The sequence below is a fragment of the Sporosarcina sp. G11-34 genome, from assembly GCF_026931025.1.
In genome coordinates this window covers 78,713-98,661 of the sequence record NZ_JAHNZW010000009.1, presented here as the reverse complement: position 1 = coordinate 98,661, position 19,949 = coordinate 78,713, and the positions used below count along the sequence as shown (strand labels likewise).

General features: G+C 38.2%; 20 protein-coding genes. 8 read left to right on the top strand and 12 right to left on the bottom strand.

What is annotated here, in order from left to right; translation table 11 throughout:
• Nucleotides 1-16: 16 nt before the first annotated feature.
• Nucleotides 17-973, bottom strand: coding sequence for a threonine/serine dehydratase (locus KSU66_RS14335; RefSeq protein ID WP_269052151.1), 957 nt, complete (start codon nucleotides 971-973; stop codon nucleotides 17-19).
• Between the two features lie 89 nt (nucleotides 974-1,062).
• Between KSU66_RS14335 and KSU66_RS14330 the strand changes: the two genes are divergently transcribed.
• Entirely contained in the window at nucleotides 1,063-1,674 is a 612-nt protein-coding gene (locus KSU66_RS14330) for a DUF3298 and DUF4163 domain-containing protein (protein WP_269052150.1), read from the top strand.
• Between the two features lie 815 nt (nucleotides 1,675-2,489).
• Here the strand turns inward: KSU66_RS14330 and KSU66_RS14325 are convergent.
• Together KSU66_RS14325 and KSU66_RS14320 are read right to left on the bottom strand one after the other, a co-directional pair.
• Entirely contained in the window at nucleotides 2,490-3,119 is a 630-nt protein-coding gene (locus KSU66_RS14325; protein ID WP_269052149.1) for a hypothetical protein, read from the bottom strand.
• A gap of 543 nt (nucleotides 3,120-3,662) precedes the next feature.
• The gene (locus tag KSU66_RS14320) at nucleotides 3,663-4,379 is read right to left on the bottom strand and encodes an NAD-dependent deacylase (RefSeq protein WP_269052148.1); all 717 of its coding nucleotides are present in this window, start codon (nucleotides 4,377-4,379) and stop codon (nucleotides 3,663-3,665) included.
• A 230-nt stretch (nucleotides 4,380-4,609) separates the two neighbouring features.
• On the opposite strand from KSU66_RS14320, the gene KSU66_RS14315 reads away from it, so the two are divergent.
• Entirely contained in the window at nucleotides 4,610-5,032 is a 423-nt protein-coding gene (locus KSU66_RS14315; protein WP_269052147.1) for a protein-tyrosine phosphatase family protein, read from the top strand.
• Between the two features lie 47 nt (nucleotides 5,033-5,079).
• On the opposite strand, the gene KSU66_RS14310 is transcribed toward KSU66_RS14315, so the two are convergent.
• From KSU66_RS14310 to KSU66_RS14290, 5 genes are all read right to left on the bottom strand, one after another.
• On the bottom strand, nucleotides 5,080-6,663 hold the full coding sequence (locus KSU66_RS14310; protein WP_269052146.1) for a BCCT family transporter: 1,584 nt from the start codon (nucleotides 6,661-6,663) through the stop codon (nucleotides 5,080-5,082).
• 188 nt (nucleotides 6,664-6,851) lie between these two features.
• Nucleotides 6,852-8,033, bottom strand: coding sequence for an MFS transporter (locus KSU66_RS14305; RefSeq protein ID WP_269052145.1), 1,182 nt, complete (start codon nucleotides 8,031-8,033; stop codon nucleotides 6,852-6,854).
• A complete protein-coding gene (locus KSU66_RS14300) occupies nucleotides 8,026-8,382 on the bottom strand; it encodes a MarR family transcriptional regulator (RefSeq protein ID WP_269052224.1) in 357 nt (118 codons plus the stop codon). The genes KSU66_RS14305 and KSU66_RS14300 overlap by 8 nt, the downstream gene beginning before the upstream one ends.
• A gap of 179 nt (nucleotides 8,383-8,561) precedes the next feature.
• A complete protein-coding gene (locus tag KSU66_RS14295; protein ID WP_269052144.1) occupies nucleotides 8,562-9,737 on the bottom strand; it encodes an MFS transporter in 1,176 nt (391 codons plus the stop codon).
• Between the two features lie 183 nt (nucleotides 9,738-9,920).
• Nucleotides 9,921-11,129: an MFS transporter gene (locus tag KSU66_RS14290; protein WP_269052143.1), complete on the bottom strand. Its 1,209-nt coding sequence runs from the start codon at nucleotides 11,127-11,129 to the stop codon at nucleotides 9,921-9,923.
• A gap of 175 nt (nucleotides 11,130-11,304) precedes the next feature.
• Here KSU66_RS14290 and KSU66_RS14285 point away from each other — a divergent pair, with 175 nt between their 5' ends.
• The 5 genes from KSU66_RS14285 to KSU66_RS14265 all read left to right on the top strand — a co-directional run bounded on the left by KSU66_RS14285 (nucleotide 11,305) and on the right by KSU66_RS14265 (nucleotide 14,887).
• On the top strand, nucleotides 11,305-11,874 hold the full coding sequence (locus KSU66_RS14285) for a nitroreductase family protein (protein ID WP_269052142.1): 570 nt from the start codon (nucleotides 11,305-11,307) through the stop codon (nucleotides 11,872-11,874).
• A 136-nt stretch (nucleotides 11,875-12,010) separates the two neighbouring features.
• Entirely contained in the window at nucleotides 12,011-12,424 is a 414-nt protein-coding gene (locus KSU66_RS14280) for a VOC family protein (RefSeq protein ID WP_269052141.1), read from the top strand.
• 142 nt (nucleotides 12,425-12,566) lie between these two features.
• Nucleotides 12,567-12,899: a winged helix-turn-helix transcriptional regulator gene (locus KSU66_RS14275; RefSeq protein ID WP_269052223.1), complete on the top strand. Its 333-nt coding sequence runs from the start codon at nucleotides 12,567-12,569 to the stop codon at nucleotides 12,897-12,899.
• A 17-nt stretch (nucleotides 12,900-12,916) separates the two neighbouring features.
• Nucleotides 12,917-13,846, top strand: coding sequence for a DsbA family protein (locus KSU66_RS14270; RefSeq protein WP_269052140.1), 930 nt, complete (start codon nucleotides 12,917-12,919; stop codon nucleotides 13,844-13,846).
• A gap of 123 nt (nucleotides 13,847-13,969) precedes the next feature.
• Nucleotides 13,970-14,887: a ketopantoate reductase family protein gene (locus KSU66_RS14265; protein WP_269052139.1), complete on the top strand. Its 918-nt coding sequence runs from the start codon at nucleotides 13,970-13,972 to the stop codon at nucleotides 14,885-14,887.
• A gap of 95 nt (nucleotides 14,888-14,982) precedes the next feature.
• Here the strand turns inward: KSU66_RS14265 and KSU66_RS14260 are convergent, their stop codons facing one another.
• Nucleotides 14,983-15,513 (bottom strand): GrpB family protein, encoded by a 531-nt coding sequence (locus KSU66_RS14260; RefSeq protein WP_269052138.1) that lies wholly within the window; start codon nucleotides 15,511-15,513, stop codon nucleotides 14,983-14,985.
• A 270-nt stretch (nucleotides 15,514-15,783) separates the two neighbouring features.
• Nucleotides 15,784-16,722 carry a ring-cleaving dioxygenase gene (locus tag KSU66_RS14255; protein WP_269052137.1) on the bottom strand — a complete coding sequence of 313 codons (939 nt, stop codon included), beginning with the start codon at nucleotides 16,720-16,722 and terminating at the stop codon, nucleotides 15,784-15,786.
• A gap of 275 nt (nucleotides 16,723-16,997) precedes the next feature.
• Here KSU66_RS14255 and KSU66_RS14250 point away from each other — a divergent pair, with 275 nt between their 5' ends.
• A complete protein-coding gene (locus KSU66_RS14250) occupies nucleotides 16,998-17,828 on the top strand; it encodes a phytoene/squalene synthase family protein (RefSeq protein ID WP_269052136.1) in 831 nt (276 codons plus the stop codon).
• Between the two features lie 42 nt (nucleotides 17,829-17,870).
• Here KSU66_RS14250 and KSU66_RS14245 read toward each other — a convergent pair whose 3' ends face one another.
• Both KSU66_RS14245 and KSU66_RS14240 read right to left on the bottom strand, forming a co-directional pair.
• On the bottom strand, nucleotides 17,871-18,452 hold the full coding sequence (locus KSU66_RS14245) for a histidine phosphatase family protein (protein WP_269052135.1): 582 nt from the start codon (nucleotides 18,450-18,452) through the stop codon (nucleotides 17,871-17,873).
• A 171-nt stretch (nucleotides 18,453-18,623) separates the two neighbouring features.
• Complete coding sequence (locus KSU66_RS14240; protein WP_269052134.1) at nucleotides 18,624-19,811, bottom strand: DUF4317 domain-containing protein; 1,188 nt, start codon at nucleotides 19,809-19,811, stop codon at nucleotides 18,624-18,626.
• Between the last annotated feature and the right edge of the window lie 138 nt (nucleotides 19,812-19,949).

Genomic DNA, 19,949 nt, shown 5'->3' with positions numbered 1-19,949 from the left:
TAAATCCAACCTATATTTAGTTACTTTCTGGAAGAAAATTAATCAGTTGTCTTAAATCAACATTTCCACCCGACAAGACAGCAACAATTCTCTTCCCCTTTACGTTCAATTTCCCCGACAAGATTGCCGCAATTGTTACCGCGCTTGAAGGTTCAACGATTTGTTTCGTTCGCTCCAATAGAAACTCGAGTGCTTCTTTAATTTCTTCTTCCGTTACAAGTACTAAATCATCAAGATATCTTTTCACAATAGGGAATGTAAGGTCACCTGGTTGAGACGTTCTTAATCCATCCGCAATGGTTTTCGTCGGTGGTATTGAAGTAATAGCGCCTGCTTGCAATGACAAATGAGTATCATTCGCCGTAGCAGGCTCCACCCCGATGACCTTTACATTTGGATTAAGCTGTTTTACAGCCGCAAGTATGCCGCTTAATAATCCCCCGCCGCCAACCGGCACAACAATAATATCAACATTAGGCACTTGTTCAAGTATTTCAAGTCCAAGCGTTCCTTGACCCGCTATAATATACGGATCATCATATGGCGGTATAAACACACCATCATTTTCATCAGCAAGTTGGATTGCTCTTGGTATACGCTCAGCTGACATCGTTCCACATTTCACCACTTTACCGTTGTACGCTTCAATTGCGGCGACTTTTACGATGTTAGCATCTTCTGGAACGACAATCGTTGAGGGTACACCCAATTGATTTGCGATATAAGCAACCGCCTGTCCATGATTTCCAGACGAAGCAGCTGTAATAAACTTAGCACCGTTTTTCACTGCTTCTTGGACTTTATTCGTGGCTCCGCGGATTTTAAATGAACCCGTTTTTTGTAAGTGTTCCGATTTCAAGAAAATTGTATTTCCAGAAACTTCATCCAGTAAACTCGATGTCAGTATAGGTGTCTTATGTACGTACCCCTTAATATTTTCTCTCGCATTTCTTATATCTGTCAATGTAACCATTTATATCCCTCCTAATGTATCGATTCAGTCTTAATTAGCTCTAAGCAACATATAATCACATATCTCTTTTTAATGAAAGGAAGTCATTTATGGAGTTCCCCGTTTCTATTAAAACGAAAAATATACCGCATGCCTCACCTAATGTAAACATTTTCTTTCCTGTTGTTCTAAACTTAAAAAATGAAAATGCACAATCAAGAATAAATCACACTATTGTTACATTGTTGAACAAAATACTAATTGAGCAAAGTTATTATGATCCCAGTCTTGTTGAAATGCAAGCTTATTATGAAATCAAAAATAATCAACGCGGAATACTTAGCCTTAACCTAATAGTCTACTCATTTACCGGCGGTGCTCACGGAACAACAATCATTAAATCACTTACGTTTGATACAGCAAGTGGTAAGTCTTATATCTTAAGTGAGATGTTCAAACCAGGAAGCGATTACGTAAAAGTACTTTCAGCTATTATTCAAAAAGATATTAAAAACTGGGGTATTGACCTAGTGGATGGGTTTAATGGAATCGATAAGGAACAGGACTTCTATATTGCCGATACTTCAATCGTCATTTACTTTCAGATATATGATATCACACCCGGCTACTGGGGTTTCCCATATTTTCCAATTCCCCTATTAGATATCTCAAATATAATCAGACCCAATAGCCCCCTCGACCGAATGATGGCCTTCACATGATTCTATACTCTTAACAAATAAACAAAAAACCGTTGATATACTATTTCAAACCGTTCAGTTGAGTGGTAAAAAAACTAAATAAATACAACAAAAAGAGTCTAATTCGCGAATTGGGCTCTTTCCTTTTACCTATCTATCAACGTTTGTGAATGAAACTCACCTATTTTAAAGACCCTATTGTCAAGCCTATTGGCAGGATTACAATTTCTATTGTAGGTCAGCAAATGTATGTGTTAATACCACTGTGATTTTTATGTCAAAACACAATGATACATTTCGTTACCCCAATAAATAAAAGAACGATAAGATCATTTATTACTTTTACTATTCCATTAACTCTCCCAAGTGGAGATTACCACACACGTTGATTTCCGTTCCAGACGGGAGAGCGGTGGACCAATCCGTTCGCTTCGCTCCCGTTGGTTGCTTCACCTGTCCCGCTGATTCTCCCGGAGTCGCCGTCTTTGCACTCCAATCAAATAAGTGTCCATAAAAGAGTTCTTACTCCACAAACACACCATTTAATTGATAAATCGAAACTATCTTTTATCTCCATCCAAATTAGAAATAGCAAAGTGTAACTCTTCTAAAAGTTCGTCTTTCATAATTGACTTCAGTGCTAAATCTAGTACTTTTACTTTTATAAGTACCTTTATACTTATGATCATACAACAAAGCTATAACTTTTTGTCTCGGTGAATCAAAAAGTATGCCAAGACTATTGAACTCTGGATAAGTATAATAAAACTTTTCAATTCTTTCCTTTTGTATTTGTTTATCTCTTTCTTTATTTTTCTCTGCCCTTTCCATATCTTCTATAAGCATTGCTGCCTTCCATTCATTCCATTTTTTTGTTTTTCTATCTCTTTATCTATATCTATCTGTTTTGCTTCATAATAATCAAATGGAGTATTGTAATAGCTCTCGCCTAATGTTTTTTGCATCTTCTTTAATATACTAACCGCCTCTTCAGGTATTAAAAAGGACTTATGGTAACAGTTTTTCATCCACTCTGGGTTAGGTATTATTTTATCTAGATACCATTCTTCAATTTCTGGTTTTAAATATGTAACGTATCCTGGATAACCGAATTCTTGAGATGATTCTTCTGCAATCAAAACGTGTAAAATAGTATGTTCTATCAGATCACAGTAAACTAATCTTTCTTTCTTTTGAATTTCAAACGGATATTTATACTTTTTTACAAACAATTGGTCTGATATCTTCAAATATTCCCTCTCGTCTATATGATGACAGTATAAACCCTCACCGGTCCTTGTAAAATTTCCTTTTGTGATACTTTTTATTTCTCCATTCATAAATCTCTGATATGACTTTTCTCTAAAATAATCATCCTTGGAAGGTCCATATTTCTGAAGTAAAAATTCAATTGCTTGGTCATGATTTTTAGATAATAAATCCACATACTCTTTATAATTACTCATTTATAGTTCCCCCTAATCCTAAAGTAGTTACACAGAAATTAAGTTCCCGTGACCGTCACTGGAGGAGCATTCGAACATATATTGCACACTGCTTCTCTGACCGCTTCATAAACAAGTTAATTAAATTTAAGTTTTATCTTGATGCTTCGATAACTCGGCCCGTTTGATGAAGATGCTTTTTCATATAATACACTCCGTTGCTTGGAGTGTAAGCGTAGACTCCGGGAGGATCAGCGTGAGCCTTGAGACCCTGGACGGAGCGTAGCGAAGGAAGCGACTCAAGCCACGCCCTCCGGAAAGCGTACGCCGGAACGGAAAGCAACAGTTTATATAACGCATTGCTCCATTCGTTGAATATTAAATTTGTTTCCATCCTACTGCTATCATACCGTAACCACCACAAATGTCCTTTTAAAACAATTAACAGCATCGCTAATTGCGATGCTGTTAATTGTTTTAATTCGATGTTATTTCGCTTGTTTTTCAACTTTTATACCAGTGAACTGAACGGGTTACACACTATGTGCTACGGTTTTTTTTAGTTTAAGAATGTAAATGTGACTCAAGTTCAGCTAATAGATCGCCAATCTTCACATCATTAATGACTATATCAGCGTATTCATCAAGCTGCGTCGGCTCCATATTAACGATTACCAGTTTCGCTCCTTGTTCCTTTGCAAGGATAGGAAATTGATTTGCAGGCGTAACCGTTAGCGAGGATCCTAGAACGATAAATAAATCCGCTTTTTTACTTTCATCCACTGCTTTCATAAATGAATCTTCCGGTAGCCCCTCACCAAATAAAACAACTGAGGGTCGTAACTTCCCACCACATTCACAATAGAACCTTTCTTCTTCATACATCTCGTTGCTATACTCTTTCTCACATAATTGACAATGAACCTTTTGCAAAGTCCCGTGTAATTCTATCACATTTTCTGAACCCGCTACCGAATGAAACCCATCAACATTTTGTGTAATAATGCTTTTTATAAGTCCTGACTTTTCCCAGTTCACTAAAATATCATATCCGTTATGAGGTTTACAATCCTTCATACCAAGTACCCGTTCACGATAAAACTGAAAAAACTTTTCAACATCTCGATTTAATGCTTCAGTACTCGCAACAAGCTCTGGATTCTCATTTTTCCATAGTCCGGTTTTTGCTGAGCGAAAATCAGGGAGACCACTCTCAGTTGACATGCCAGCCCCCGTATATACCACTGTATACTTAGAACTCTTTATTAGATCAATTAACATAAAAATCCCCCTTTTCATTTCTCAATCAATTTACTTAAGCTTATCACTGTTATACGTTAGAGTCATAGTAAGCACAATTGAAAGAGACAAAATGCCGAAATGAACACGAGACATAAACCACATGTAACGCGCATTAGATACATCCGAACGCCTCTTATATAGTTCAAGTTATTTTTATAATCATTACCAGTTTATTCTTCTTGACGATTATTAGAATGGAGTGATTAACAATGACGAACAAAAAATACGAAGCACTAATTCCGGGTCGAATATTTATAGGTGGTATCGATGACATTGACGATCTTCTTGAAAACGAAAAGATAGATGTTATTTGTGACTTACGCGCGGAAGTAAATGGTCCACTGTCAAGTGACATAAGTCTGCATCGCCCTATTGTAGATGAAGCTGAACATCAAGACGAATCCATTAAAGCTGCCATTAAAGAAGTAGTCGATGCCTATCATTCCGGAAAAAACGTGTACTTCCACTGCAATACTGGTCGTGGGCGAGCCGGAACAATCGCAGCCGCAACACTGCTCGAACTAAAACTCGCTAAATCTGTAGAGGATGCCGAACAAAAAGCAAAAGAAGTTCGTCCCCAAATCAATATAAGACCTCAATTTAAAGACGCACTAAAACGGATTTATAACTAGTAAAATTAAAATGCCAAGTTCTATAAATAGGACTTGGCATTTCTATATTAACTATTTCTATCCTGATCTTTCGCTTTCTTATTTCTCGTCTTTTTCTTCACTTCTTTTTCTACTCGCTCAAACTGTCTTACATCCGAAGGGCGGACCGTAATTGGCTCCTTTTTCAGTAATTTTGATAAGGAGAATATCAACAAAATTAATAGCACTGTAAATGGTAAGGCTGAAACTAGTGAAGCCGACTGAAGAGCCTCCAAACCACCCGCATACAATAGCACCACCGAAATGGCAGACATCAGAACGCCCCATACCATTTTAATGATTAGCGGAGGAAACAATCCTCCATTAGTAGTCATACTCGCCAAGATATACGTAGCAGAGTCTGCTGATGTTATGAGAAACGTGAAAATTAGTAAGATTGATAATGCTGTTATTAGACCAGAAAATGGTACGTGTTCAAAAGTTGCAAAGATTGCAGATGTAATATCATTGTCTACTGCTTCTGCAATTTTAGTGCCCTCTTTCAAATCATTATACAAAGCAGTTCCACCAAGTGTTGCAATCCACATACATGAAAATACAGGTGGAATTATCATAACCCCTGCGATAAACTCCCGAATCGTTCTACCTTTTGAAACGCGAGCCACAAATGCTCCAACAAAAGGAGACCATGCGATCGTCCATGACCAGTAAAATATGGTCCAATCTCGAACCCACGTTCCACCTTGATAAGGTTGTAATCTCAAACTGTACTGAATAAAATTCGTTATATAATCACCCAATGCAAGTGTAAAAGCATCAAGAATAAATACTTTTGGACCAACAGCAAAGATGAATACTAACAATGTTATTGCCATACCTAAGTTAAAGTTACCCAAGTAGCGGATACCTTTATTTAGTCCCGTAGACGCAGATAGCATATAAGCTACAAATACAATAGCTGCAATAATAAGCTGTATTCCAAATGAGCTCTTAATATTGAATACGGATTCTAATCCACCACTCATTTGTAATATCCCTAAGCCAAGTGAAGTAGCAACACCCATCACAGTAGCAATAACTGCAAGTGAGTCAATTCCAATTTTTAATTTACTATTTGAACCCACTAGTGGTTCCAAAGCTGTCGAAATAAGGCCGTCCCTTTTCTTTCGGAACTGTAAAAATCCAATTACTAGACCAACTATCGCAAATATCGCCCATTGTGAAATACCCCAATGGAAAAACGAGTAACCCATTGCTACACGCGCCGCCTCTTCAGTCTGCGCCTCAACACCAGCTATTGGTGATGTGAAATAATGGCTCATTGGTTCCGCAACGCCCCAGAAAACGAGTCCTACACCAAATCCGGCAGAAAATAACATCCCTATCCAAGTGAAAAATGGATAATCTGGACGTTCGCCGTCTCCACCAATTCGAATTGCTCCGTACTTACTAAGTGCGAGTCCGGTCAAGAACAAAACAATAACAAATACCGCTAACAAATAAAACCAACCAAAAACTCTTGTCGTAAATTCATATAACTCTACTGCTACATTCCCAAACCATACAGGAGCCATTGCCCCAAAAACAACTAGTATAAAGATCACCGCTGCTGAAATTGAGAATACCGGGTTCTTCCAAAAACTCTTATCCATTGTTTACCTACCCCTATTTTGATAGTTCATAGTTAACTACCCTAAACTACTTGCCATTAAACTGCAACCGCAAATTTTTATAATTATCACAATTAAAATCGTATGAATACAGCACTTTCTTATGCATGTTGATAAATAAATAGCAAGGATACCCATATATATCGGGCATCCTTGCTACTTTTAAGTCATTACTCCATAATTACTGTGGATTCCTTCTTTCCTTTTCGTTCGAAAAAGACATAGCCAACGAGAACGATAAATAAAAGTCCCCCTGCAAGTAAATAAACATTTTGATAACCATAGTAAACAGCAACAAGTCCTAGCGCATATGAACCCGTCGCGATACCAATATCGAAAAACGTGAAAAAAGTAGCTGTCGCATACCCACTTCTTTCATGAGTTGTTGATTGAACAGTTAATGTCTGTAAACTTGGAACAAGCGCACCGTACCCAAATCCAACAACCCCACCAGCTAGTAAAAACATCCAGGCAGAATTCATAAATGCCAGTAAAACCAGTCCTAAAATGAAAAATAGTAATCCTGGAATGATTACATATCCAGGTCCCTTCTCATCAAAGGCTTTACCTGTGAGTGGACGTGTCAATAGCATGACGACAGCGTACACGAGAAAGAAACTACTCGCAAAGACCAGCAAACCTTTTTCTTCCGCATAAATGGATAGGTAAGACAACACGCTCGCATAAGAAAATGCAATGACACTTCCTAGAAGCGCAACTGGCATGGCCCCTTTTTCAAACAAATCCCCTAGTTTTAATTTACTTTTCACAGCACTTTTCTCTGGTACATTTCCAGTCGGTGCCATAGCCGAAGTAAGTACACCTACCAACATTATTATACTCATAACGAAAAACAACATATCAAATGAATATGACTGAATAATATAAAGTGCAATCATTGGCCCAAGAACTATCGCTAAGTTTTGTGACATATTAAAATAGCCAATACCCGCTCCCCGTCGTGCTATAGGAACATCGTCAGCCGCGATTGAAATCGCTGCCGTTGTGATAATACTAAACCCAATTCCTTGTACAAAACGTAAAACTAAAAGCGCTCCAAACGGTTGAACAAAGTAATAAAGAATCGTACATACTAAGTAAAATACGAGACCAATCCATAACATTTTTCGCTTTCCGGTTACATCCAATATTTTACCTGTAAAAGGTCTTACAATAATTGCGGATAGTAAAAAGATTGTCATCAAAAGACCCGCTTCTTCATCTGTCCGCCCTAACAATCCAATAGCATAAAGCGGAAGTGTTGTGACAAGACCATAAAACACTATAAATACTGCAAAATTTGTTATAAATAAACTAGTAAAAGCTTTTGTCCATATGGGTTCTTTATTCAATAATCCTCACTTCCCCTTCCAAATCCATCTTCCTTAGCAAATTTAATAGTTGCGATTGTTCGGCTTCCGTCAGCCTTTGTAAGAATCGGTTTTCATAGCGAATAATCGCCGCTTCAATTTGAGGGAAATCAGCGGTTGCTTCTTTCGATAACTTAACAATTCGTTCACGCCGATCGACCCCTTCTTCAATCGTCAACCAGCCTAACGTCACCAAACGATTCACTGTTCGTGTAATCGTTGGCGCCTCTACATTCAAATACTTCCACACTTCCGTTAACGTCATGTTCCCATGTTGGTGAACGCAGTATAAAACTGTCCATTGAGATGCGAATAAATTATATTCCTTCAAAACCAAATTTAATTCTTTGCTTAGAAATCGAGTTTTTTGAAATATTTCATGAAATAGTGGATTCAATTTTACATCCCCTTCATTTACTTACCTAGCTAAGTATATAGTGATTCTCTCATAAATACCATATTTAACAATATAAAAAACAGGCATCCAATAAAGCTGGAATGCCTGCTAATTTAAGATAATGCTTTTCTGGGTGTCTTCCATCGAGCCGAGCCAATTGTCGTCAAGACTAGGACAATCAATCCAAGAACGAACGGATAAATAATGTGGATATCAAACAATACCCCGGCAAGTAATGGACCTAAAACGTTCCCTATACTCATGTAGGCATTGTTCATGCCCATGGCAAATCCTTGCTCCTTGCCTGCTAATTTTGAGATTAACGTTATGAGAACAGGTCTTAGAATGGATGTTGCAAGAAATATAATCATCGTCACGCCGAAAAACATGACATAGGTAGATGCAAATATTGATAATAAAAATCCGCCCGCGGCAACCCCTAGGAATACAGTTAATACCGCAGCCTCTCCGTATCGGCGTACGATACGGTCTACAGCGAACAATTGGATAATCACACTAATAATTCCAGTCGATGTTACAAGTACAGCTATGTCCTTAGGAGATGCACCAAATTCGAAGTCCACAAACAGTCCAAGTACAGACTCGTAAGCCATTAATCCGAAACTCATCACCAATGTAATAAGTAATGGAATAAAATAAGGCTTACTAAACGTTTGCCCAATTTCCTTGATCATCGATTCTGATTTTGCTTCGTTCACTTCAATTTCTGTGCCCTTGCTTTCCTTCAACATTACTGCCGAAAAGATAACAGCCACTAGACCAACAAGCGCAGAGACAAGTAGTGGCATCTTTAAGCCGAAATCTGCCAAGAATCCACCTATACCAGGACCGATAACAATTCCAAGTGACATCGAGGCCGATATTAAACTATTCCCTTTTGCACGCTGATCCAAGGATGTAATATCAGCAACATATGCGAATATCGCTGGGATTAAGAGCGCTGCCCCTACACCACCAATGACACGTGACGCGTACAGGACAGTAATTGAGTCGGAGAAGTAAAATACAAACATCGATAACGCCAAGCCACTCAGTCCCGCAATAATCATGACACGACGGCCATACTTATCCGCCCACTTACCCGCAATTGGAGACATTGCTAGTTGGGCACCAGCAAAGATTGCTATCATTAAGCCCGCTGCTTTCCCTCCTTCATTAATTGAAACGAGGTAAGCGGGCAGTATTGGAATTATAATACCAAAACTACCTACCGCTATAAACATATTTATCATTAGTATTATTAACTTTTTTCTTTGTTCACTCGACAATTCGTCTACCTTCTTCCTAACCGACATGCCTAAATTATGCCGACTCCTCATTATAAGAAAATTAGCCGGAATAAGCCACTGTTTTTAATCAATACATAACCATTTAAAAATAACCCAATTTAGTATTTCCAACTAGATTGGGCTGTTATTTAGCTTTTCATCTCATATCTATCTACATTAATCTTATCCAGCAACTATTTTCTGATCCTTCGGAAGTCCTAAACCGACAAGGCCAATTATCGGTAAGAATGAAATGACAATCATCGTTTCATAAATTCCAATCTGATCCATCAGTATTCCAATTACAACAGAACCAATTGCGCCCATTCCAAATGCAAGGCCTACAGTTAACCCAGACATTGTACCAATTTTACTCGGTACAAGTTCTTGTGCATAAACGACCGTGACTGAAAAACTAAGCATGATAGTGAAGCCAATTAAGGCCAATAACAAAATAACTGCCCATAACTGTACATAAGGCAATAATAGACAAAGTGGAATAGGTACCGCTAGCGAAAGTACAATGACATTTTTACGGCCAATTTTGTCAGCCATTGGACCGCCAAAAAATGTGCCCGCCGCGCCGAGTGCAAGAAATATAAATATACATATTTGTCCTTGTGAAATTGTCAGTCCATAATTTTTTATGAGGTGGAATATGTAAAAGTTCGTAATGCTAATCACGTAAAATGATCTTGCAAAAATAATAAATAACAGTAAACCGAGTGCAATGCCTATTTGTTTTCTTGTTAAATTTTCCATAGAAGATAGGATTACACGTTTACGATTGTTTAATTTCTCCTGTATTAGCTGTTCCTTATACCATCTAGATATTTTCATCAAAATAAATATCGCAAGCGCTGCGACCAATATAAATATAGCTGCTCCTTTTTGACCCAATGGAACCAATATAAAAGCACTTATTAGAGGTGCGAGTGCTTGTCCTGTATTCCCACCTACTTGATAGATTGACTGCGCTAGTCCCCTTTTCGACCCTGCCGCCATGAACGATACACGCGACCCTTCTGGGTGGAAAACGGCCGATCCAAATCCAAGAAAAATTACGAAGACTAGAATCATCCAATATTCAGGCGCGAATGCAAGCCCGGCCATACCGACCATGGAAAAAGTCATTCCAATAGGTAGTGCAAATGGTTTCGGTTTTCTATCACTTAAATATCCGATGACGGGCTGCAATACAGACGCCACCATATTCAATGCGAAAGCGATTAATCCAAGTTGCGTAAAAGTTAACCCCATACTTTTTTCGAGAATGGGAAACATCGCGGGAATAACAGCTTGCAAAGAATCATTCAGTAAATGAACACCCCCAATAGCGAAGATTATAGGATAAACTGGATTCCCAATTACTGACTTTGTTTTTGTTGTCATCTCTACTTCTCAACTCACTCTCAACTAATTACTATTTACCTATTCAAATAAGTATAGACTATATTCAATATATTTGAATTAATATCTATCATATAATCTTTTATCATGATTAATCTGCTAGATATCGCTATACTTAAGAGAGGAAGCCATTACGGAATAGAAAGAGGTTATTAAATTGAACATACACGAAGCGATTAAAACACGTAGAAGTAAACCACTTGTTAGTGATAAAGCTGTTCCCACAGAACTTATTGAACAAGTTATTGAAGCAGGAACTTATGCACCTAATCACTTTCGAACTGAACCTTGGAGATTCTTTGTTTTAACAGGAGAAGGCCGTGCGAAGTTGGGCAATGTTTTTGGTGAAATAATTGGGGCTCGACAAGACGATCCAACTTCTGAGGAAAGCTTGAAAAAAATTGAGCGAGTTCAAAAAAATCCTTTAAGATCTCCCGTTGTAATTGCGGTAGGCGTTGAACCGACTGAAAAACATAACGTCATTCCACAAGAAGAACATGCAGCTGTTCATGCCGCCATTCAAAACATGTTGTTAACAGCGCATGCACTAGGACTTGGCGCGATTTGGCGAACAGGCTCGATATGCTATAATCCTAAAATCACGAAGTTTTTCGACCTATCTGAAGACGGTGAAGTTGTCGCATTTATTTACCTCGGATATCCTGATGTAGAGTTAGCTCCTATAAAAAGAACCGACGCAAAAGAACTGACAACTTGGATTGATTAATAGTCTACACTTTAAAACACTGCAATTCGCAGTGTTTTTCTATTGACTTTCATTTCATTTTCAACAGAATGTTTAGTTTTAATATGAATAGGCTTAGCCTTCATTAATGATAATCATGTTTAAGGGAGGAACTATATTGTTTTACGTTTTAGATCACGTTGGAATTGCCGTTAGAAATATCGAGGATGCACTTCCCTTTTACCTTAATGTATTAAACGGTGTGTTGGAGGACCGTTATACGAGTGATACACCTGGAGTTGAGGTGCATGTAGCTGTGGTCAGAACTGATGATAAGATCATTGAATTATTGGCTCCAACCAACAAGGACTCTCCAATGGCACGGTTTATAAAGCAACGAGGAAAAGGCGTGCACCATATCGCATATCGCGTTGACGATTTGGACAAGGCCATACTCGAGGCAAAAGAAAAAGGAACGCGTTTCCTAGAGGACACACTTCGCACCAACGCACTTGGAAGAAAACTCATTTATATTAATCCTGCTTCAACTGATGGAACTTTAATTGAACTTTGTAGCTACCCTACAAATTAAAGAATGTTTTAAGATAGTAGTTTTTCAAGTAAGTATTTTTCAAGTGCCTCAATTGAACAAGGCTTCTTTACGGTGTAATCCTTATACTTGATATACTTTGTATACCTGCATATAATTAAATTATTATGTGGAGGTGATACTCATTAAAATATGTCCCTATTTAGAGTCTTCGTTCGAGATTTTAGGACGCCGGTGGAATGGACTCATTATTCACTACTTGTTTAATTGTCCAGATTATACGGCACAATTCTCTGGTATAAAACGTGATTTGACGGATATCACATCCCGTGCTCTTTCAATGAAATTAACCGAGTTAGCTGAACATAATCTAGTCGTTAAAAATGTGACTTCTGGAACACCAGTAACAATTTCTTATCAGCTGACTGAGATAGGACAGGAGTTATCACTCGCGCTTCAACCTATTCAAGAGTGGGCACTTAATAATATTGAGCTTAATTTAGAACATACAAACTAATGAAATGAGGAATTTATATGAATACGAAAAACAATATGATGTGTGATTTAGAAACAGGCGTTTGCGGACCCGCTGGCGGCGAAGCTGAAGGTACAATGGAATTTATCGATTTATCTGCACCGGATAAGACTGTTGACCTTTATTATGTGACAGATCCAATCTGTTCACATTGTTGGGCACTTGAACCAGTCCTTCGTAAATTTGTCGACCAATATGGCCAATACTTCAATATGCACACACTTATGGGCGGACTACTCGAAAGTTGGGATGGCTTCGCAGATGTAAGTAATGGCATTTCAAGCCCTGGAGACGTTGCAGGCCATTGGAGAGAAGTTGGCGACCATTCGCGCATGCCGATTGACGGAACGCTGTGGCACGATAACCCAGTCGAATCTTCATTTATTCCTTCGCGTGTTTATAAAGTGATTCAGAAAACTAGCCAAGCACATGCAGATACATTTTTACGCCGTGCACGTGAAGAACTGTTTGCTTTCAACCATAACATTGCAAAAGATGACATGTTAATCGATCTCGTTAACCGAGTTGGACTCAATGGCAAAGAAATCCTTAAACAATCTAAGCTACCAGAAGCCAATACTTCATTACAGGAAGACTTCAAGCTAGTTCGTGAATTAGGCGTTAGTGGGTTCCCAACAATCGTTATGATTAATGAGGAGAAAAAAGGCGTTCGCATTGTCGGAGCTCGTACATTCGAGGACTATACAAGCGCACTTGAAAAACTAATCCCTACTAAAACAGTATTACCTGAAAAGCTATCCACTTTGGAAAACTTAATGATAAAAGAGAAAACATTATTCTCGCGCGAGATTGAAGAGTACTTTTCAATCGAACAACCAGCTGTTGAAACATTTGTCAGCGAACAATTAACTTCTGTTAAATATGACACCAACGAAGTATTAGGCGAAAAGTATTTCACAATCAAATAATTAAAATAAACGATGGTAGGCCAAATTCAGTTTTGGCTTACTATCGTCTTTTTATTAAATACTCTTATAATCTTGACTAATGTAAACTAGGATTACCACACTCGATACAAGGGGGAAAATAATATGAAGATTCTAGTTGTTGGAGCTGGTGCAATTGGCGGCTACTTTGGTGCCAGGTTATTGGAGAATGGTGTTAATGTCACTTTTCTTGTCAGGGAAAAAAGAAAAGATTTACTAAACCAAACGGGTTTAAATATTGAAAGCATTCACGGGAATGCTGAGCTGATTCCCCGCTTAATTACGGCAGATGCCCCCAATGAGACATTTGATTTGGTACTGATTTCAACTAAGTCCTATCATCTAAAACAGGCTATCGAAGATCTCAGACCTTTTGTAAATGATGACACAACGATTCTTCCACTTCTTAACGGCATAGCACATATTAATTTATTAACCGAAGCTTTCGGCGAGAAGGCTATTATTGGCGGGCTTTGTTTTATCGAGACAACACTCGACGAACATGGGACAATCTGTCAAAAAGGTCCTCTTCACCATCTGATTTTTGGTGAACTTTCGGGTGAAGAAACTCCTCGTATCCAAAAGCTACAATCAGTGTTCAGTGGCGCAAATGCTGATTTTGAATACAGTGATAATATCAATCAAGATATGTGGCAAAAGTATTTGTTCATCACGGCCTTGTCAGGAATTACTTCCCTTATGGAATCTCCAATCGGACCCATTATGGATCTAGAAAGCGGACGCAATACCGTTACCATCCTCTTGGAAGAAATAACAATGATTATGAATATAATTAATGCACCTATTAAAGAAACCATCGCGTCGGACTTATTCCAAAAAATAAGTGGAATGGGATACGATTTAAAATCCTCGATGCAACGTGATATGGAAAAACTACTTCCGTTAGAAGCAGACCATCTTCAAGGATTCCTACTACAACACGCAAAAGTACATAACATTCCTGTTCCAGTCCTAGAAACGATATATACGAAGCTGGTCTTGTATGATAAAAGTAGAAGCTGATTTATCTTCTACCTATTCAGGAATTAAATCTAATATCAAATGCCGAACATTTATGTTCGGCATTTGATATTACAATAGTTCAGAAAATAATGTTCCTATATATTTCTTTTTGTAAAGATACTTTTCACAAAGGCCTCTTTATGGTTGGTGTAGTCATTTATACCAGTAGAGCTTTTCTCTAAATAATCCAGCTTTAAGTCCGTATATTTTTCACGTGCTTCTTCATGAGCGATTAAATAGTCCCTGAAAAACAATAAGTTTTCCCACAGCTCTTCCCTGTATTCTACAAGGTGAATGAAATGGGTTTTCTCTTCATAAGTATCATCCTTAAATTTAGCACAAACAATTTCCCCTGGTCTATCCACTCTTAAACGGTAAAATCCAATGGCTTTAAGTCCATCAGCAATAGATGGGTCAAGCACTGTTAGATCATCTACCCCAACTAATATATCTATGATGGGTTTGGCCTGCATTCCTTCAACCGCCGTACTTCCCATATGCTCAATCCGGTTTTCCTCTAGCTTGGTGTGTTGATGAATTTCCTTCTTCACCTTTAAAAATTCGTCACGCCATTTTTGTGAGTAAGGTACGATTTTGACTTCATTTCCCCTTAATCCTAACTCCATTTAATGAGCCCCCTCCAATTCATACACACTACTGCTCTTCTTCTATATTAATTATTTAAATCCTTCTTTTATTGCTCAATGGAAGACTCAAGGTAGGTGAATTTGCAGTTGAATTATTCGGTAATAGGTATCTTAAGACAAATAAAAGCCTCTTTTATATTCCAAAGGCTTTTATTGTTTGTTTACCTATTTGGCTATTAAAGTTTCCCATCACACTAAAGACCTTTGAACACTTATAGACCAATTGAAATCAATCTGACAACTCTTTCTTTATTCTAATTCTCGTGCTTTCACCGGAATTAATATCTCTTCTAGCTTTTCTCTTTCGTTTTCAAATTGCTCTGGAAGCATAATACTCTCACCCATTGTCTCCAGTGATTCGTCATGTGCGAATCCAGGTCCATCTGTCGCAATTTCAAAAAGGATGCCGCCGTGTTCTCTAAAATAAATCGCTTTAAAATAATTTCGGTCCTTAACATCTGTCACATCAAAACCATCATTTTCAACATGCTTTTTCCACGCTAACTGCTCGGTATCATCATTCGTACGCCATGCAATATGGTGAACTACTCCCGGACCATTTACACCTTTACCAATCGAAGTCGAAAGTACATCGATAACATTACCTAAATCACTTGCGGACCTGAAACGGGTATAATCCCCTTCATTAGCAACAAGGTCAAATCCCATCACGCTTTCTAATACGTTAGCTGTTTTAGAAGCTTGTGAGGAAAACAGCGTCGCCCCACCGAGCCCTTTAATGGCTACGTCCCGAGTAACCCCGCCAAATTCCCACTCGCTATTAGCACCTTCTTCACGTTCAACAATTTCTAAACGCAGGCCGTGTGGATCTTCGAATTGCATGTATTGTTCTCCAAAACGCTCTGTCTTTGTATATGAGACATTAAACTTTCCAAGTCTCTGTTCCCAAAAGTTCATAGAGCCAATTGGAACTACATAAGAAGACACGCCAACTTGGCCATCGCCTACTTTACCGTTTTCAGCACCCGGCCAAGCGAAAAAGGTTATTAATGTTCCCGGTTTCCCACCCTCGTTTCCAAAATATAAGTGATACCTAACTTTATCTCCAAAGTTTACTGTTTTCTTAACTAATCGCAATCCTAAAACGCCTGCATAAAAATCAACATTTTCCTGTGGATCACCGACAATCGCAGTAATATGGTGAATACCTAGTGTTTTCATCGTCATAATTATTAACTCCCTTTTTTTCCCTTAATTTTAGTGTATTAACCTTACAATAAGTATCTCGAATTCAAGGTAATTTGTCAAGGTAAGCATTTCAAACGTTGAATTATATATATGTTCAACGAATAAACACAACAATGATAGCTGACAACTCCTTACTTACCCTGTACAATGGGGTTATTAAACTATATATTTGAATTACTTCAAAAGTATTAATTAGGACAGGTTACCCATATTCTAAATATATACACCACTACGTAGTCAAGGGGGAATTTAAAATGAGCATTGATGCTAAATTACAAAAAGAAGCCATGCATGTATTAAAATTGACAAGTAGAACCTTTTATATTCCGATTAAAATGCTTAATCCTACGCTCAGAAAAACGGTAGGCTCTGCGTATTTATGTATGCGTGCGATTGATGAAATCGAAGATCACGAAGGTTTGGAATCTGAAGTAAAACAGCATCTTCTTCTTTCAACTAGCGAACTTTTACAAAATGAATTTGATAATGAAGCCTATCTTAGGATGCTAAAACCTTACGAAGAAATTTTACCCGAAGTAACACTAAGATTAGGCGATTGGCTTTCCGTATGCCCAGAGGACATTATCGACAAAATTAAAGAGTCGACAAGCATAATGGCAGCTGGAATGGCTCGTTGGGTCGAAAGGGATTGGATAGTAAAAACAAAAGAAGATTTAGACGAATACACTTTTTACGTTGCTGGTCTAGTGGGAATCATGCTTTCAGATATATGGGAGCGTTATGATGGCACAAAAACCAATCGAGATTTGGCTATTGGCTATGGTCGCGGTTTGCAAGCGGTCAATATCCTTCGTAATCAAGATGAAGACGCCGACCGTGGTGTCCAATTTATGCCCGATGGTTGGACCCATGATGATATGTTCGAATACGCAACAACAAATTTAAATAAAGCCGATGAATATATTGAGTCGATTAATACAAAAAACATTTTATTGTTCTGTAAAATTCCACTTGCTTTAGCAAAGAGAACATTAAATACATTAAAAAGTGGGCATGAAAAAATGACCCGCGAAGAAGTAGAATCAACAGTCCAAGGGATTCTTAACGAGGAAAAACACGATTAGATTGCCTAATCGTGTTTTTCTCTTTTATTATCAATTAGCATTTTAGACTTTTTGCAAATGCGTCATACAGTTATATAGCTCGCAGTAATTTTCTGTTTCTTGAAGTTTTACGAGCGTGACAGATGTGTTGCCAATTTTGTCATTCAACTCTTTCTTTGGCACTAGGGTTCTTATTACCTTGCCGATAAAACTACCGTGACTGACAACTAATACTTTCTGTCCTGGATGTTTTCTCTTTAAATCTTCTATAAAGGCCATTCCTCTTGCAACTACTTCTTCGTGTGGCTCCTGATCCAGATCCAATTCACGCCAAGATTCTCCCCATTTTTCAATCCGTTCAGACATCGTAGTTCCTTCAATTTGTCCACCACCGGTTTCACGTAACCGATTGTCTAAAACTAATTCTATAGCAGGCTTTCTTTCTGCTATGATTTCTGCTGTCTTCTTTGCACGAAGTAAGGGACTCGAGTAAATAACATCCCACTGTTCATCGGCTAATCGCGTTGCAACGAATTCAGCCATTTGAATCCCTTCCTCGTCCAATGGAATATCAGAATTCCCCTGAGATCGTCCTTCCTTATTCCAAGCTGTTACACCGTGTCTTACAAAACCAATTGTCGTCATTATGATATGCTCCCCGATGGATATATTTGTTTCGCTAGTTATATTATATCACTTTGACTGTTATTTTGAAGTTAAGTCAATTCCCTACTCACTTTTCCAAAACACAAAAAAACGCTGTAGATAACAAACTTCGTAACCTGCAGCGTTTTGGTTATATTTATTCGTCTGCTATTAAGACTCTAACAGTTCTTCCTCTAACAGCGTAAAGCCTTCAATCATCGCGTCTTCTTCAACCTCAATTAATATACAACGCTTGCCGTTGACATTGACCTGCTTAACATATTTTAGATCTTGCGGGCTGATGGCAATATTAGCTACTTTCGTGTTTATTTTAATGGATTTAGATGTGTAGCTAGGAACGACGTGGCTCGCTTTTAATTCGTAAGTGTCGTCATCGATGACCTTTTTGAAGGCTATTTCCACTTTTTCAGTATCCACATCTTCCATCCCGCTAACCCTCAACACGCGCGCCACCTCTACTGTATCCAGGATAGGGACGAATCCTTCTTCCTCCTCCTCCTCCACTTCCATCATACGTTTGATCTCGTCGTATACGCTGGCAAGGGTTTGCGTATTCACTTGGTCGCCAATTACTTCTTTTACAATCTCTTCAAAAACGGCTTTATCATCTTCGGCCGTCATGATTTCTTCGCCGTCGAGCACATTCTTAATAAATTCGAAATCAGGTTTATTCGCTTTACTGGCAGCATAAAGGATGTTATTGACGTCTGCCGCGTTGTCCGTGAAGCACGGGAATAAAAATCCACCAATTGGCGAAGTAAGATTGATAATAGAATCGAGCATGATAGGCGACTTAAATTCCCGCTCAGTGAAATCAAATACAAGTGACCGTTTCGGCCGTTCAGTTTGGTTCATGCTGCAGAGAATGAAGGGAGTAGTGTATACTTCATCCCGATCAGACACTACCTCATCACTCTGTCGTTTCGTCGGTTTGAAATAATCCCCACGAATGAACGTAATAACCAAGTCCTTCTCATATTGAACATCTTCAACCATCTTTTGGGCGATTCGTTGCATATTCGCTTTCCAATCACCGACTTCTTTCGTATCAAGACCATCATATAGAAGCTGTTGCGTATGATCTGTTTGCTCCTCCGCTTGACTCTGAAACCTTACTTCAAATAGCTTCACGCCAAGTTTACCACCTAATACTTTTTTAAAGTTGGCAAGAAATAACTCCTGTTGCTCTATATCCAACAGTGAAAATGACTGGTGTTCCTCATGATAAATTTCGCTAGTCTCTTGCCTAATATACACTTTGTAAATATCATTAATCGTCAGTAAATCCGTATTCAACTTAAATTGCTTGCGTATTGCTGCAATGTCCTTCTGATTCATTTATCATTCCAACTCCTTGGATTGTAAGATCCGACTTATGGATCAAATTCTATGTTATTTATTAATAAAGTCCAAACCTACAGTTTAGCTTTGGACACTCTCCTATTATAGCAATAGATAAGTTAAAGACAGAAACAA

Excerpts from the sequence above, each read along its gene's own strand:
- KSU66_RS14245 (WP_269052135.1), bottom strand. The coding sequence starts at position 18,452 with ATGACGACAATTGGTTTTGTAAGACACGGTGTAACAGCTTGGAATAAG.
- KSU66_RS14250 (WP_269052136.1), top strand. The coding sequence starts at position 16,998 with ATGAGCATTGATGCTAAATTACAAAAAGAAGCCATGCATGTATTAAAA.
- KSU66_RS14315 (WP_269052147.1), top strand. The coding sequence starts at position 4,610 with ATGACGAACAAAAAATACGAAGCACTAATTCCGGGTCGAATATTTATA.
- KSU66_RS14290 (WP_269052143.1), bottom strand. The coding sequence starts at position 11,129 with ATGACAACAAAAACAAAGTCAGTAATTGGGAATCCAGTTTATCCTATA.
- KSU66_RS14255 (WP_269052137.1), bottom strand. The coding sequence starts at position 16,722 with ATGACGATGAAAACACTAGGTATTCACCATATTACTGCGATTGTCGGT.
- KSU66_RS14270 (WP_269052140.1), top strand. The coding sequence starts at position 12,917 with ATGAATACGAAAAACAATATGATGTGTGATTTAGAAACAGGCGTTTGC.
- KSU66_RS14240 (WP_269052134.1), bottom strand. The coding sequence starts at position 19,811 with ATGAATCAGAAGGACATTGCAGCAATACGCAAGCAATTTAAGTTGAAT.
- KSU66_RS14330 (WP_269052150.1), top strand. The coding sequence starts at position 1,063 with ATGGAGTTCCCCGTTTCTATTAAAACGAAAAATATACCGCATGCCTCA.
- KSU66_RS14260 (WP_269052138.1), bottom strand. The coding sequence starts at position 15,513 with ATGGAGTTAGGATTAAGGGGAAATGAAGTCAAAATCGTACCTTACTCA.
- KSU66_RS14310 (WP_269052146.1), bottom strand. The coding sequence starts at position 6,663 with ATGGATAAGAGTTTTTGGAAGAACCCGGTATTCTCAATTTCAGCAGCG.
- KSU66_RS14335 (WP_269052151.1), bottom strand. The coding sequence starts at position 973 with ATGGTTACATTGACAGATATAAGAAATGCGAGAGAAAATATTAAGGGG.
- KSU66_RS14320 (WP_269052148.1), bottom strand. The coding sequence starts at position 4,379 with ATGTTAATTGATCTAATAAAGAGTTCTAAGTATACAGTGGTATATACG.
- KSU66_RS14265 (WP_269052139.1), top strand. The coding sequence starts at position 13,970 with ATGAAGATTCTAGTTGTTGGAGCTGGTGCAATTGGCGGCTACTTTGGT.
- KSU66_RS14325 (WP_269052149.1), bottom strand. The coding sequence starts at position 3,119 with ATGAGTAATTATAAAGAGTATGTGGATTTATTATCTAAAAATCATGAC.